The following is a 14,400-nucleotide window of genomic DNA, read 5'->3' as shown; positions in this document are numbered from 1 at the left end:
CACCCGCCCCTGGGGGCACCTCCCAGCGTTAGCTGGGGGAGGGTGGCCTCGCGCGGCACGGGCCGCGTGGCCCGGCGGCGTAGCCGCCGCGGGCCCTCGGCCCTGGCGGGCCTTGTACCGCGCGCAGCGCGGTCAGGCCCCCGCGCGAAGCGCGGAAAAGGGCGGGTGGGTGGGGAACATCCCGGCGCGAAGCGCCACGGCACCCGGCGGCGCGGCCGCCGCGGCCCGCCTACCCCCGCGCGCACAGCGCGGCCGGGCACCGGCACCCGCACTGGACCGCCACCCCCGCGCGGAGCGCCACGCGCTGACGGCGTGGCTAGGGGACGGTGTCCAGTTCGATCGCCACGCACTGCCAGCGCGCGTCGATCCGTTCCAGCCGGAAGGCGAACGCGCGGGTCCTGGGGCCGCTGGTGATGCGGGCGAAGGCCTCGATCGCGTCGGGGGAGGGGCGGCAGACGCCGACCGCGCGGAGGGCGAGGGTGCCGTTCTCGCCGGGCGCCGGGCGGAGTGGCGTGTGGGGCGCCAGGCCGATGAGTTGTTCGTAGGCGTGCTCGCGGACGTGGCCCAGCAGCGTGTGGACCGGTCGTTGACCGCTGAGGATCAGCAGCAGCCGGTGTGCGAACCAGTCCTGGGGTCCCGGTCGGCGAGCCGGCAGGGGCCGGTTCGGGCGCCGCGAGTCCTGGCGGTTGGCGGGCCGGCGATTGCTGGTTCTCATCTGGAATACCACCCCCGATAAAAAGCTACTCGCTGGTAACTGTGGCGGATTGTAGCCATTCGGTCACCCAGCGGCAAGATCGGGCTCGGCTGGTACAGTGACCGGCCATGCGTGTCTACCTGCCCCTCACCCTCGCCGGGCTCGCGGAGCTGCACCGGTCGGGAGAGGCCGGGCCGGCGCCGCTCGTCGCCTACGCCGTCACCCCGGCCCTGCGCGAGTGGTACCTCTCCGGCGACCAGGAGGAGTTGGAGTACGCGGCGATGAGCCGCGCCGCGCAGGCCTCGCTCCGGCTGCTGGCCGTGAATCCCGAGGTCGTCAGGCGTCGGGTGGTGCTCGCCGCCGACGTGCCGGACCGTGCCGCGTTCGCCGACCCGGACCGGGCCATGGACCCGGAGGCGTTGGCCGAGGTGCGGCTGACGGAGGCCGTGCCGGTGGCGAGACTGGCCTCGGTGCACGTGGACGCGCCGGACGCGGAGTCCGACATCGCCGCGGCCGCCGCCGCGCTCGGCGCCGCCGACCTGGGGGACGACGACGCGCAGTTCGTGGTGGACGGTGCCGCCGACCACGAGCTGCTGTGGTACGGCGTGCAGGAGATCGATCACCTTCTGTAACCCGGTTGTCAGTGGCTCCCCGTACCGTGAGGGTCATGGCGACACATCTCGTGTGGGACTGGAACGGGACCCTGCTGCACGACACCGGCGTGGTGGTGGAGGCGACCAACGCCTCGTTCGAGGAGCTGGGGATACCGCCGATCACGCTTGAGCGGTACCGGGAGCTGTTCTGCGTGCCGGTGCCCCTGTTCTATGAGCGGCTGCTGGGGCGGCCGGTCGTGGGGGAGGAGTGGGAGGTGCTCGACGGCGCCTTCCACCGGCACTACCGGGCGCTGGTCGCCGGCGTGGCGCTCGCCGAGGGCGCGGCCGAGCTGCTGGCGGCCTGGCGGGCGGCCGGCCGCACCCAGTCGGTGTGCTCGCTCGCCGCGCACGAGCAGCTGCTGCCGCTGCTCGCGCGGCTCGGCGTCGCGGAGCACTTCACCCGGGTGGACGGCAGCACCGGCGGCGGGAGCGTCACCGGGAAGGCCGAGCAGATGGCCCGCCACGTGGCCGCGCTCGGCGGGGTCGAGCCCGGCTCGGTGGTGGTCATCGGCGACGCGGTGGACGACGCGGTCGCCGCCCGGCACGTGGGGGCCAAGGCCGTGCTCTACAGCGGGGGGTCGCACAGCCGGCGCAGTCTCGCGCGCGCCGGAGTGCCCGTGGTCGACAGCCTCGCGGACGCGGTGCGCGTTGCTGAGGAGTTGGTCACAGGTGCCCCCGCTACCCTCTGATCTTGCTCAACTGGGGCCCTGCGCCGGGGCCGGTGGGGATAGCCTGGTGTCCGTGATCAGCGCGATAGCGGCCGGCGTTCCGGCCGGAGGCAGCGCCGCCTCCTCGGGCGCCCGGCGGATAGCCGGGCCGGCCCCGTCGCTGGTCCGTTCCGCCGGGAGCCTTCCCCGTCACCCGATTCCCACGATCCGCGTGATCAACGAGATCGAGCCTCACGAGATCGAGCGCTGCCCGGTGACCGAACCCCGACGTCGCCCGACGGTGCGCGACAGGAGCCAGAGGACATGCACAACAAGCTGGACGAAGCCAAAGCCGAACTGCTGGCACAAGCCGCCCAGGTAGCGGAGCACGGTGTCGCCGGAGGCCCGCCCGGCCACGGCATGGACTCCGCCGTGCTCAGCGCCTACCTCCAGCGCTACTACCTCTTCATCGCCCCCGAGGACATCGCCGGCCGCGACCCGGTCGACGTCTACGGCGCCGCCGTGTCCCACTACCGGCTCGCCGCCAACCGCCCGCAGGGCACGGCGAACGTGCGCGTCCACACCCCCACGGTCGAGCAGAACGGCTGGTCCTCCAGCCACACCGTCGTCGAGGTCGTCACCGACGACGCGCCGTTCCTGGTCGACTCGGTGACCAACGAGCTGTCCCGGCAGGGCCGGGGCATCCACGTGGTCGTCCACCCCCAGGTCCTGGTCCGTCGCGACGTGACCGGTCGGCTCGTCGAGGTGCTCGACACCAACGGCGGCGCCGCCGAGCGCCCCGCCGACGCCGTCCTGGAGTCCTGGATCCACGTCGAGATCGACCGTGAGACCGACAGCGAGGACCTGCGGCGCATCGAGGCCGACCTGCGCCGGGTGCTGCGCGACGTCCGCGAGGCCGTCGAGGACTGGCAGAAGATGCGCGGCACCGCGTTGCGCATCGCCGAGGAGCTGCCCGGCGAGCCGCTCGCCGCCGAGCTCACCGAGCCCGACGTCGAGGAGGCCAGGGAGCTGCTGCGCTGGCTCGCGGCCGACCACTTCACCTTCCTCGGCTACCGCGAGTACGAGCTGGCCCGCGAGGACAACGGCGGCGAGGGCGACGTGCTGCGCGCCGTCCCCGGCACCGGTCTCGGCATCCTGCGCTCCGACCCGGCCCACGACCCGGACTCGGCGAACCCCACCGCCTCTGCGGCGTTCAGCAGGCTCTCGCCCTCCGCCCGGGCCAAGGCCCGCGAGCCCAAGCTGCTGATCCTCACCAAGGCCAACAGCCGCGCGACCGTGCACCGCAGGTCCTACCTGGACTACGTGGGCGTCAAGAAGTTCGACGCCCAGGGCAACGTGGTGGGCGAGCGCCGCTTCCTCGGCCTGTTCTCGGCCGCCGCCTACACCGGCTCGGTGCGCCGGATCCCCGTCATCCGCCGCAAGGTCGCCGAGGTGCTTGACCGGGCCGGCTTCGGCGCCGACAGCCACAGCGGTCGGGACCTGCTGCAGATCCTGGAGACCTACCCGCGCGACGAGCTGTTCCAGACCCCGGTCGAGACGCTGGGCAGCATCACCGGCTCCGTGCTCCACCTCCAGGAGCGCCGCCGGCTGCGGCTGTTCCTTCGGCAGGAGGAGTACGGCCGCTACTACTCGGCCCTGGTCTACCTGCCGCGGGATCGTTACACCACCTCGGTCCGGCTGCGGCTGACCGACATCCTCGTCGAGGAACTCGGCGGCAGCAACGTCGACTTCACCGCCTGGAACACCGAGTCCGTGCTGTCCAGGCTGCACTTCGTGATCCGGGTGCCGGCCGGCACCGAGCTGCCCGAGCTCACCGACGCCGCCGTCGAGCGGATCGAGGCCCGGCTGGCCGAGGCGTCGCGCTCCTGGGCCGACGGCTTCACGGACGCGCTGCTCGCCGAGTGCGGCGAGGAACGCGCCGCCGAGCTCGGCCGTCGCTACGCGAGCGCCTTCCCCGAGGGCTACAAGGCGGACTTCTCGCCGCGCGCCGCCGTCGCCGACCTCCAGTACGTGGTGAGCCTGGAGCATGGCGGCGAGCGGGACTTCGCGCTCAGCCTCTACGAGCCGGTCGACGCGGCGCCCGGCGAGCGGCGGTTCAAGATCTATCGGATCGGCGAGCCGGTCTCGCTCTCCGCCGTGCTGCCGGTGCTCCAGTGCCTGGGCGTCGAGGTCGTCGACGAGCGGCCGTACGAGCTGCGCGTCGGGGACGGGTCCACCGCCTGGATCTACGACTTCGGCATCCGGATCCCCGAGGCGCTGGCCGCCGGCCTCGGCGCCGACGCCCGCGAGCGGTTCCAGGACGCGTTCGCCGCCGCCTGGACCGGCGCCGCGGAGAACGACGGGTTCAACGCGCTGGTGCTCTCCGCCGGGCTCACCTGGCGGGAGGCGATGGTGCTGCGGGCCTACGCCAAGTACCTGTGGCAGGCCGGCGCCCGTTTCACCCAGGAGCGCATGGAGGTCACCCTCCAGCGGAACGTGCACACCACCCGCCTCCTGGTGAACCTGTTCGAGGCCCGGCACGCGCCGCAGCGGCAGAGTGCCGGCCGCGAGCTGACCGACGGGCTGCTCGAGGAGCTGGACGGCGCCCTGGAACAGGTGGTCAACCTGGACGAGGACCGCATCCTGCGCGCGTTCCTCAACGTCATCAAGGCCACCCTGCGGGTCAACTACTTCCAGAGCGCCAGCGATGGAAGCAAGGGCAGGGGCCAGTCCGACCAGGACGGGAAGCCGCACGGCTACCTGTCCCTCAAGCTCGACCCCAAGGGCATCCCCGACCTGCCCGAGCCGCGCCCGGCCTTCGAGATCTGGGTGTACTCGCCGCGCGTCGAGGGCGTCCACCTGCGGTTCGGCAAGGTCGCCCGCGGCGGCCTGCGCTGGTCCGACCGCCGGGAGGACTTCCGCACCGAGATCCTGGGCCTGGTGAAGGCCCAGGAGGTGAAGAACACGGTGATCGTGCCGGTCGGCGCCAAGGGCGGCTTCGTCGGCAAGCAGCTGCCGAGCCCGGCCGAGGACCGGGACGCCTGGCTGGCCGAGGGCATCGCCTGCTACCGCACGTTCATCTCGGGCCTGCTCGACATCACCGACAACCTGGTGGAGGGCCGCGTCGTGCCGCCGGCCGACGTGGTGCGGCACGACGGCGACGACACCTACCTGGTGGTCGCCGCCGACAAGGGCACCGCCACCTTCTCCGACATCGCCAACGAGGTCGCCCAGGCCTACGGCTTCTGGCTGGGCGACGCCTTCGCCTCCGGCGGCTCCGCCGGCTACGACCACAAGGGCATGGGCATCACCGCCCGGGGCGCCTGGGAGTCCGTCAAGCGGCACTTCAGGGAGCTGGGCCACGACACCCAGACCCAGGACTTCACGGTCGCCGGCATCGGCGACATGTCGGGCGACGTCTTCGGCAACGGCATGCTGCTCTCCGAGCACATCAGGCTGGTCGCCGCCTTCGACCACCGGCACATCTTCCTCGACCCCGAGCCGGACGCGGCCGTCTCCTACGCCGAGCGGCGCCGGCTGTTCGAGCTGCCCCGCTCGTCCTGGGCCGACTACGACACCTCGCTGATCTCCAAGGGCGGCGGCGTCCACCCGAGGACCGCGAAGTCCATCCCCGTCACCCCGCAGGTCCGCGCGGCCCTCGGGATCGGGTCCGACGTCGCAGCGCTCACCCCGGCCGAGCTGATGCAGGCCATCCTGCGCGCCCCCGTCGACCTGCTGTGGAACGGCGGCATCGGCACCTATGTGAAGTCCTCGGCCGAGACCCACGCCGACGTGGGCGACAAGGCCAACGACGCGATCCGGGTCGACGGCCGGGACCTGCGGGCCAAGGTCGTCGGCGAGGGCGGCAACCTGGGCCTCACCCAGCGCGGCAGGATCGAGTTCGCGGCGGCCGGCGGCCGGTGCAACACCGACGCCATCGACAACAGCGCGGGCGTCGACACCTCGGACCACGAGGTCAACATCAAGATCCTGCTCAACTCCGTGGTGGCCAACGGCGACCTGACCCTCAAGCAGCGAAACGCGCTGCTCGCCGAGATGACCGACGAGGTCGCCGCCCTGGTGCTGCGCAACAACTACGCGCAGAACGTGGTGCTGGCCAACAGCGAGGCCACCGCGCCAGGCCTGGTCCAGGCGCACCAGCGGCTGATCCGCAGGCTCAGCGAGAGCGGCCGGCTCGACCGGGACCTCGAGTTCCTGCCCTCGGACGACGAGTTCCGCGATCGTCGGGCCGTCGGCCGCGGCCTCACCCAGCCCGAGCTGTCGGTGCTGCTCGGCTACGCCAAGCTGACCGTCACCGCCGAGCTGCTCGCCACCGGGCTGCCCGACGACCCCTACGTCAGCCGGCTGCTCTACGCCTACTTCCCGACCGCCCTGCGCGAGCGGTTCCCCGACCGCGTCGAGGGCCACGCGCTGCGCCGCGAGATCATCACCACCCTCCTGGTGAACGACACGATCAACGTCGGCGGCTGCTCCTTCGTCCACCGGATGCAGGAGGAGTCGGGCGCCTCCACGGAGGAGGTCGTCCGCGCGCACACCGCCTCCCGCGCGATCTTCGGCCTGGGCGGGATCTGGGACACCGCCGAGAGCCTGGACAACCAGGTGGCGGCCGCCACCCTCACCAGGATCAGGCTGCACGCCAGGCGGCTGGTGGAGCGCGGTGCCCGCTGGCTGCTCAACAACCGCCCGCAGCCGCTGCAGCTGACCGACACCATCGAGCTGTTCGGCGAGCGGGTCGGCCGGGTCTGGCAGGAGCTGCCCAAGCTGCTGCGCGGCCGCGACCTGGAGTGGCACGCCAGCCTGCACGACGACCTCGTGAGCTCGGGCGTGCCGGCGGAGCTGGCCCAGCAGGTGGCCGGGTTCTCGGCGGTCTTCCCCGCGCTCGACATCGTGGCCGTCGCCGACCGCACGGGCCGGGAGCTGCTGGACGTCGCCGAGGTCTACTTCCACCTCAGCGACGAGCTGGGCATCACCCAGCTCCAGGACCGGATCAGCGAGCTGCCGCGGGCCGACCGCTGGCAGTCCATGGCGCGCACCGCGATCCGCGAGGACCTGTACGCCGCGCACCAGCTGATCACGGCGGACGTGCTGGCCGAGGGCGACGCGGACGCCACCCCCGAGGAGCGGTTCGCGGCCTGGGCCCAGCGCAGCGCGGCGATCCTGGGCCGGGCCCGCACCACCCTGCGGGACATCCAGTCCTCGGAGAGCTTCGACCTGGCGAACCTCTCGGTGGCCATGCGGACCATGCGGACCCTGCTGCGCAGCAACCGCTGACCCGCGAGACCGCGTGCCGGGAAGCGACCCCCCGGCTTCCCGGCACGCACCTCCCGGGGCTCTGGACGGCCATGGTTACGATGTCGTTCGGATCATCAGCCTCACGAGCGACTGGAGCGGACCATGGCGGGTGCGGCGCCCGAGGGCTCGGCCCCCGCGTGGATCGAGGCGTGCGGTGACGTGGCGGTCACCGTGGTGATGCCCACGTACAACGAGGCCGAGAGCCTGCCGGTCATCGCCGAGGAGCTGCTCGCGCTGCCGCTGCCCGGGCTGCGGCTGCTCGTGGTGGACGACAACAGCCCGGACGGCACGGGGCGGATCGCCGAGGAGCTGGCCGAGAGCCACCCTGGCCGGGTCGAGGTGCTGCACCGCACCGTCAAGGACGGCCTGGGCCGTGCCTATGTCGCCGGGATGACCAGGGCCGTCGAGCGGGGCGCCGAGTACGTGCTCCAGATGGACGCGGACGGCAGCCACGCCGTGGCCTACGTGCCGCAGCTGATCGGCAGCGCCCTGGCCACCGGCGCCGGCTTCGTGGTCGGCAGCCGCTATGTGCCGGGTGGTCGGCTCGCCAGTGAGTGGGCCCCGCACCGGCGGCTGCTCTCCCGCTGGGCCAACCGCTACGTCGGCGCGGTGCTGCGCACCGGGCTGCGGGACGCCACCGCCGGCTTCGTGCTCTGGCACGCCGACGTGGTGCGCGCGCTCCGCCTGGAAGAGGTCCGCAGCAACGGGTACTGCTTCCAGGTCGAGCTGAAGTACGCGGCGGTGCGCGCCGGTTGCCCGGCCGTGGAGATCCCGATCCGCTTCGAGGAGCGCCGGCAGGGCGCCTCGAAGATGTCGGCCGGGGTGCAGCTGGAGGCGGCGGTGCTGCCCTGGCGGCTGCTGCTCGGCGACCTCGCCGCGGGTCGGACCGGGCGGGTGGGCGCCGTGATCCGTCCGGCCGCGCGCCGCCGGGCGGGGACTGACCGCCGGTGGCCCTGACCTCGTCGCGGTCTTCGGAGGGCGTGGACGAGCCGTCGGCGTCGCCCGGCGCGGGATCGCCGACGCCGCGCGCCGCGGCGCCCGCGCTGCTGGCGTACGCCGGGGTGCGGGCGACGGGGCTGATCCTGTTGGCGATCTGGGCGGCCGTCGAGGACCGGAGTCCCCACACGCTGCTGACCGCCCGCTGGGACTCGCTGTGGTACGCCAGGATCGCCGAGGGCGGCTACGGCTACGAGGTGCGGCTCGCGGACGGCGGCGTCCACTCCGACCTGGCGTTCTTCCCGCTGCTGCCGGCGCTGGAGCGGGCGGTCACCGCCGTCACCCCGCTCGGGGCGGGTGACGCGGGGCTGCTGGTCTCCCAGGTCGCCGCGCTGGCCGCCGCCTGGGGGATCTACGCCGTCACCGCGCTGGTCACCGGGCGGCGGGCGGCCGGCGTGCTGCTGGCGGCGCTGTGGGGCGCGTACCCGACGGCCTTCGTCCAGTCGATGGCGTACACCGAGACGCTGTTCACCGCGCTCGCCGCCTGGGCGCTGTACGCGGTGCTCACCGGGCGTTGGGTGTGGGCCGGCGCGCTGGCGCTCGCGGCCGGGCTGACCCGCCCCAGCGGCGCGGCCGTGGTGGCCGCCGTGTGGCTGCCGGCCGCCGTCCAGGTGTGGCGGGCGCGGCGGGCGTCGCCGCGGCTGCTGCTCGGCGTGGCGCTGGCGCCGCTCGGCTGGCTCGGCTACGTGGTCTACGTGGGGGTGCGGCGGGGCGGCCCGTTCGGCTACTTCGAGGTGCAGGCGGAGTGGGGCAACCGCTTCGACGGCGGTCTGGCGCTGCTCGGCTTCGTCTGGGAGAACCTGACGGGCAACGTGATCGGCGGGATCGGCCTGGCCGCCGCGCTGGCCCTGGTGGGCTGGCTGCTGTGGCTGTTGGCGCGGGGGCGGTGGCCGCTGGCGTTGCTGGTCTACACGGTCGTCGTGGTGGTCACCTCGCTGGTCGGCTCCGGCTACTTCGGCTCCCGGCCCCGGCTGATGATGCCGGCCTTCGCGCTGCTGCTGCCGGCGAGCATGGCGCTGCTGCGGCTGCCGCCCCGGCGGCGCGCGCTGGTGGTCGCGCTGGCGGCGCTGGCCTCCGGCTGCTACGGCGCGCTGACGCTACTCGGTCCAGGACCGCCGTAGCGCTCCGCGTGAGCGCTCCGCTGGAAAGCCGGGCGGGTGGCGGGTGGCCCGGCCCGGCGGCCGCGCCGAGGCGGCGCGGCCGCCGGCCGCGGCAGCCGCGCGCCGCGTCGCCGTCGACGACTGGGACGATCGCCTGTCGGCGGGGCCGCGTCGGCTCAGGCCGTGTGCTTGACGATCTCGCCGTCCACCAGCACCACCAGGCAGCCGCCCGCGGTGGCGCAGTACTCGACCGAGCCCTGCGAGGAGTGGTGCCGGGAGCGCAGCGTCCACTGCTCCCCGGAGCCCGGGGCCGGCCGGCCGCAGACCGGGCAGACGTCCTCCTCGGCCGCCGCGTCCGACGCCTCGGCGCGCGGCGTGTGGATCCTGACGGGCTCGGTGGTTCGGCGCCGCGACTGCGCGACGGCCCAGGCGCTGGCCGCCACCACCAGTGCGATCGCGCCGAGCTGACGGGCGCTCAGCCGCTCGTCGAGCAGCGCGAAGCCCACGGCCGCGCCGACCGCCGGGGTGAGCGACAGCAGCACGCCGAAGGTGCGGGCGTCCACCCGCCGCAGCACCACCATGTCCAGCGTGTAGGGGACGAGCGAGGACAGCACCGCCACCGCGAGCCCGGCGCCGAGCGCGTCGGGGTGCGCCACCACCGCGCCGCCGTCCACCACGGCCGCCACCGGGGCCAGGGCGCAGGCGCCGACCGCGAGCGCCAGGGCGAGCCCCGTCCAGTCCGAGAACACGGCCCCCACCTGCCTGTTGAGCAGCACGTACCCGGCCCGGCAGGCGCCGGCCAGCACGCCGAGGACCACCCCGGCGGCGGCCAGCGAGGCGCCGGGCGCGGCCAGCAGCAGCACCCCGGCGAGCGCCAGCAGCGCGGCCGACAGCTGCCCCGGGCGGCGCGAGAGGCCGACCGCGAGCGCCAGCGGGCCGAGCAGCTCCAGGGTGGCGGCCACCCCGATCGGCAGGCGTTCGAGGGCGCCGAAGTAGGCCACGTTCATCGTCGCCAGGACCAGGCCGAGCCCCACCACGGCCCGCCACTGGCGTGCGTCGAGGGCGCGCACCCGGGGCCGGGCGACGGCACACAGCACGAGGGCGGCGATGGTCAGCCGGAGCCCGGCCAGGGCCAGCGGACTGACCTGCTCGTAGGCGCCCTTGGCGACCGCGGCGCCGAGCTGGAGCGAGGTGATCTGTCCCAGTACCAGCAGGATGGTGCTCATGACGTCCAGCGTGATGTCATGGCCTTATGCAGTTCAACCATTACGGCGGCGAGGCCGCCCGGCTCGCCGCCGACCTCGTCAACCTCCCCGCCCCACCCACCCCCGACCAGCTCGAACCCCTGCTGGTCGCGCGGGACATCTCCCGCCCCAGGCTCGACGAGGCGGAGGCCGGGGACATCTGGAACTGGAGCCGCCGGCTCGCCCCCTGCTTCGGGCCGCAGGACACCACCCGGCGCTGCGAGACCATCAACGCGCTGCTGGCCGACGCCTCCAGCCGCCCCTACATCTCCCAACACGGCGGCCGTGACCCGCACCTGCACTACAGCTTCCCCGGCGCCGGGCCCGCCGCCCACATCCGCGCCGTCACCGCGGCCGGCCTCGCCTACGTCGTCTGCTTCGCCGCGCCCGAGCGCCTGGGCCGCTGCGCCCGCGCCAACTGCGGCCTCGCCTACGTGGACACCTCCCGCAACGGCCGGCGCGCCTACTGCTCCGTCCGCTGCTCCAACAACGACGCGGTCGCCCGCCACCGCGAGCAGCGGCGGCGGGCGACCGCCTGACAGCTCAGGGGGCGGTGCGCAACCAGCCGGCCCAGGCCGAGGTGATCATGTCCTCCAGCGAGCGGCTCGCGGTCCAGCCCAGGTGCTTGGCGGCCAGGTCGGGGCAGGCGACGATCCTGGCCGGGTCGCCCGGGCGGCGCGGGGCGGTCCTGGGGCGCAGCCGGGTGTGGCCGGTGATCTCGGCGACGGCGCGGATCAGTTGGCGGACCGAGACGCCCTCGCCGCGCGAGAGGTTGAGGGTCAGGTGGTCGGGGGTCGGCTGCTCGACCAGCGCCTGGGCGGCGGCCACGAAGGCGTCGGCCACGTCCTCGACGTGCACGAAGTCGCGCACGCAGGTGCCGTCCCCGGTCGGGTAGTCGTCGCCGAGGATCCGGGCCGGGGAGCCGGCGTGCAGGTACTCGAACGTCATCGGGAGCAGGCCGCGGCCCGCGGTGTCCGCCAGGTGCGGCGCCGCGGTGCCGGCGACGTTGACGCAGCGCAGGGCGGCGGTGTTGATGCCGTGGGCGCGGCCCGCGGCGCGCACCAGCCACTCGCCGGCGAGCTTGGTCTCGCCGTACGGGGTGGTCGGCAGGCAGGGGGCGTCCTCGGTGATCAGTTCCGTCTCGGGGGCGCCGTAGACCGCCGCCGATGAGCCGAACACGAAGCGGGGGACGCGGGCGCCGCGCACCGCCTCCAGCAGGATCTGGAGGCCGTGCAGGTTCTCCCGGTAGTACCGCAGCGGCTGGCGGACGGACTCGGCGGCGTCCTGGTGGCCGGCGAGGTGGACGACGGTGGTGACCCGGTGCTCGGTGAGGGTCCGGTCGAGCAGGCCGCGGTCGAGCACGGAGCCGCGCACCAGCGGGACGCCGTCGGGCAGCCGGGTGGTGTCGCCGGTGGAGAGGTCGTCGTAGACCGCGACGCTCTCGCCGGCCTGGGCCAGGGCACGCACCACGTGGGCGCCGACGTAGCCGGCGCCGCCGGTGATCAGATAGGACATGTGCTCACCTTTCTCGGGGCGTTGGGCTGCGGGGGAGGCGGCGTGACGGCGGCGCGTGGCGTGAGGGCGGCGGGGGACGGCACGGGCCGGCGGCACTCGTCGGGGACCACGGGCGGCACCCCGCGCCCGTCGAGGAAGAAGGCGCGCACCACGCGTTCCGCGGCGAAGCCGTCGTCGTAGGGGCAGAACCGGCGGCGGAACTCGGCGCGCAGCGCGGCCGAGCGCGGGTGGGTCCACAGCCACGGGCGGAGCAGGGCGGCGGCCAACTCCGGGAGGGTCCTGGTGACCGGTCCTGGGGCGACGGCGGGCAGGTCGAGGTAGGTGCCGTGGACGGCGCGGTACGCCTCCCAGTCGGGGATGTGGACGACGATCGGCCGGTCGAGGCCGGCGTAGTCGAAGAGCACGGGGGCGTAGTCGGTGACCAGCGCGTCGGCGGCCAGGCAGAGCCGCTCCAGCGGCGTGTCCGGGTGCTCCTCCGCGCTCAGCACGGCGAAGTCGGGGCCGAGTTCGCGGGCCAGTTCCAGGGTGTCGAGCGGCTGGCGCGGATAGCCCCGCGGGGCGGGGGCGTACAGCACGGCGCGCGCGCCCTCGGGCACGCCGAGGCGGGCGCGGACGTCCGCGACCTCCTCGGGGCGCGCCGTGTGGAAGAGGTCGGCGCGCGGTGAGCCGTACTCCAGGACCGTGTAGCCGGCCGGGAAGGCGGTCTGCCAGGCCAGGGTGGTGTGCCGGTTGGCCGACAGGCAGTGGTCCCAGCGGTCGATCTGGCGCAGCAGCGGGTCGAGTTCGCGGTCGGTGACGTCGAGGCCCTGGGGGGCGAGCGGGGTGCCGCGGTGGGTCTGGAGGCGCAGCTGGCCCCGGCGGTCGGCCAGCGTGGCGGGGAAGTCGGTGTTGGAGACCAGGTAGCGGGCGCGGGCCAGCGCCGTCCAGTAGCCGGCGGTGCCGGGGACAAGACGCTGGACGCCGGTGGGCAGCGGGTGCTCGGGGCCGGCCGCCCAGGCGGTACGGATGCCGGGGGCGAGCTCGCGCACCTTGGCCTCCAGGGCGGCCGGGTGGCAGGCGTAGCGCCGGTCGTGGGTGGTGAAGACGGCGAGCTGGGGATCGAGGGGCCGGTGCAGCTGGAGGCGGTAGTGCGCTCGGAGCGCGACGGCGCGCGCGCGAGCGGCGGCGGCGCGTACGCGGGCGCCCAGCACGCCGAGCGCGGCGCGGGTCCGGCGCGTCAGGCGCCGGGCGGCGGCGAGCAGCCGGTAGGCGTGCCGGCCGCGGAGCCTGGGCAGCGGGAGGCCGGCGCCGCGCCGGCCGCCGATAGCCGTGGCGCCGGCGGCCGCCCGGTGCCTGAGGCACAGCTCCCGGCAGGCGCGCAGGAAGGCGGCCCGGTCGGCGGCCGGCAGCGCGGTGCCCCGGTGGACGGCGGTCAGGTGCGCCACCATCCGGCGGTAGAGGGCGGCCCGCCAGCGGTCGGTGGGCAGCAGCGCGAAGGCCAGCTCGTACTGGCGCAGCACGTCCACGTGGCCGCTGCCCGCGCTCTCGGCCCGGCCGCCGTGCCGGCGCTCCCGGTGGTGCAGGCAGACCCGGTCGAGGACGGCGATGGAACCGGCGCCGGCCAGCGCCGGGTAGGCGAAAGGCACGTCCTGATAGTGGCCGGCGGGGAAGCGCAGGCCGAGACGGGTGACGAGGTCGCGGCGGTAGGCGCGGGCCCAGGCGATCGGCGGCAGGCCGAGCAGCTCGGGCCGGCCGGCGAGCGGGGTGGCCTCGGTCGGACGCGCGGTCAGCGTGCCGGGCGGGTCGGCGGGGGTGACCCGGCCGTGCCAGGCGAGGCGGGCGTGGCCGAACACCAGCAGCTCGGGGTCGCCGGTGGTGGTGATCCTGGCGTCGAGGGCGGCGAGCGAGCCGGGGGTCAGGACGTCGTCGCCGTCGAGGAACAGCAGGTAGTCGCCGGTGGCGCGGTCGATGCCGGCGTTGCGGGCCGGCCCTGGGCCCACGTTCCGGTCGAGCGTGATCACGGTGACGCGGGGGTCGGCGGCGGCGACGTCGGCGGCGATCTCGCCGCAGCCGTCGGGCGAGGCGTCGTCGACCACGATCAGCTCGACGTCCCGGAAGTCCTGGGAGAGCACGGACGTCAGGCAGGCCGGCAGGTACGCCTGGACTCGGAAGGCGGGCACGATGATGCTGAAGCGGGGCACGGCACCACATCCAGGTAGGGGATTGTCCGGACGATCTGACAATCTCTCTTCCGTACCG

General features: G+C 74.5%; 10 protein-coding genes. 6 read left to right on the top strand and 4 right to left on the bottom strand.

Annotation, left to right across the window (positions count from 1 at the left end; translation table 11 throughout):
* Nucleotides 1-316: 316 nt before the first annotated feature.
* Nucleotides 317-715 (bottom strand): Rv3235 family protein, encoded by a 399-nt coding sequence (locus ACFWI8_RS14620; protein WP_311602808.1) that lies wholly within the window; start codon nt 713-715, stop codon nt 317-319.
* 107 nt (nt 716-822) lie between these two features.
* Here ACFWI8_RS14620 and ACFWI8_RS14615 point away from each other — a divergent pair, with 107 nt between their 5' ends.
* The 5 genes from ACFWI8_RS14615 to ACFWI8_RS14595 all read left to right on the top strand — a co-directional run bounded on the left by ACFWI8_RS14615 (nt 823) and on the right by ACFWI8_RS14595 (nt 9,424).
* A complete protein-coding gene (locus ACFWI8_RS14615) occupies nt 823-1,326 on the top strand; it encodes a DUF6912 family protein (protein WP_387090376.1) in 504 nt (167 codons plus the stop codon).
* 35 nt (nt 1,327-1,361) lie between these two features.
* Entirely contained in the window at nt 1,362-2,036 is a 675-nt protein-coding gene (locus ACFWI8_RS14610; RefSeq protein ID WP_387090373.1) for an HAD family hydrolase, read from the top strand.
* 282 nt (nt 2,037-2,318) lie between these two features.
* Nucleotides 2,319-7,286 (top strand): NAD-glutamate dehydrogenase, encoded by a 4,968-nt coding sequence (locus ACFWI8_RS14605; RefSeq protein ID WP_387090371.1) that lies wholly within the window; start codon nt 2,319-2,321, stop codon nt 7,284-7,286.
* 123 nt (nt 7,287-7,409) lie between these two features.
* The gene (locus ACFWI8_RS14600; RefSeq protein ID WP_387090368.1) at nt 7,410-8,264 is read left to right on the top strand and encodes a polyprenol monophosphomannose synthase; all 855 of its coding nucleotides are present in this window, start codon (nt 7,410-7,412) and stop codon (nt 8,262-8,264) included.
* Nucleotides 8,265-8,287: 23 nt separating this feature from the next.
* Entirely contained in the window at nt 8,288-9,424 is a 1,137-nt protein-coding gene (locus ACFWI8_RS14595) for a hypothetical protein (protein WP_387090366.1), read from the top strand.
* A gap of 155 nt (nt 9,425-9,579) precedes the next feature.
* Here ACFWI8_RS14595 and ACFWI8_RS14590 read toward each other — a convergent pair whose 3' ends face one another.
* Nucleotides 9,580-10,629, bottom strand: coding sequence for a DMT family transporter (locus tag ACFWI8_RS14590; RefSeq protein WP_387090363.1), 1,050 nt, complete (start codon nt 10,627-10,629; stop codon nt 9,580-9,582).
* 26 nt (nt 10,630-10,655) lie between these two features.
* Between ACFWI8_RS14590 and ACFWI8_RS14585 the strand changes: the two genes are divergently transcribed.
* Entirely contained in the window at nt 10,656-11,186 is a 531-nt protein-coding gene (locus ACFWI8_RS14585) for a CGNR zinc finger domain-containing protein (RefSeq protein WP_311602814.1), read from the top strand.
* 4 nt (nt 11,187-11,190) lie between these two features.
* On the opposite strand, the gene galE is transcribed toward ACFWI8_RS14585, so the two are convergent.
* A complete protein-coding gene (gene galE, locus ACFWI8_RS14580; RefSeq protein WP_387090360.1) occupies nt 11,191-12,162 on the bottom strand; it encodes a UDP-glucose 4-epimerase GalE in 972 nt (323 codons plus the stop codon).
* Nucleotides 12,150-14,342 (bottom strand): CDP-glycerol glycerophosphotransferase family protein, encoded by a 2,193-nt coding sequence (locus ACFWI8_RS14575; RefSeq protein ID WP_387090358.1) that lies wholly within the window; start codon nt 14,340-14,342, stop codon nt 12,150-12,152. Before ACFWI8_RS14575 ends, galE begins: the two co-directional genes overlap by 13 nt.
* Nucleotides 14,343-14,400: the final 58 nt, after the last annotated feature.

The sequence above is a fragment of the Streptomyces sp. NPDC127098 genome (assembly GCF_042722465.1).
GTDB lineage: Bacteria > Actinomycetota > Actinomycetes > Streptomycetales > Streptomycetaceae > Streptomyces > Streptomyces millisiae.
The sequence above is the reverse complement of the archived record's forward strand: the minus strand, read 5'-3'. Positions and strand labels throughout refer to the sequence as shown.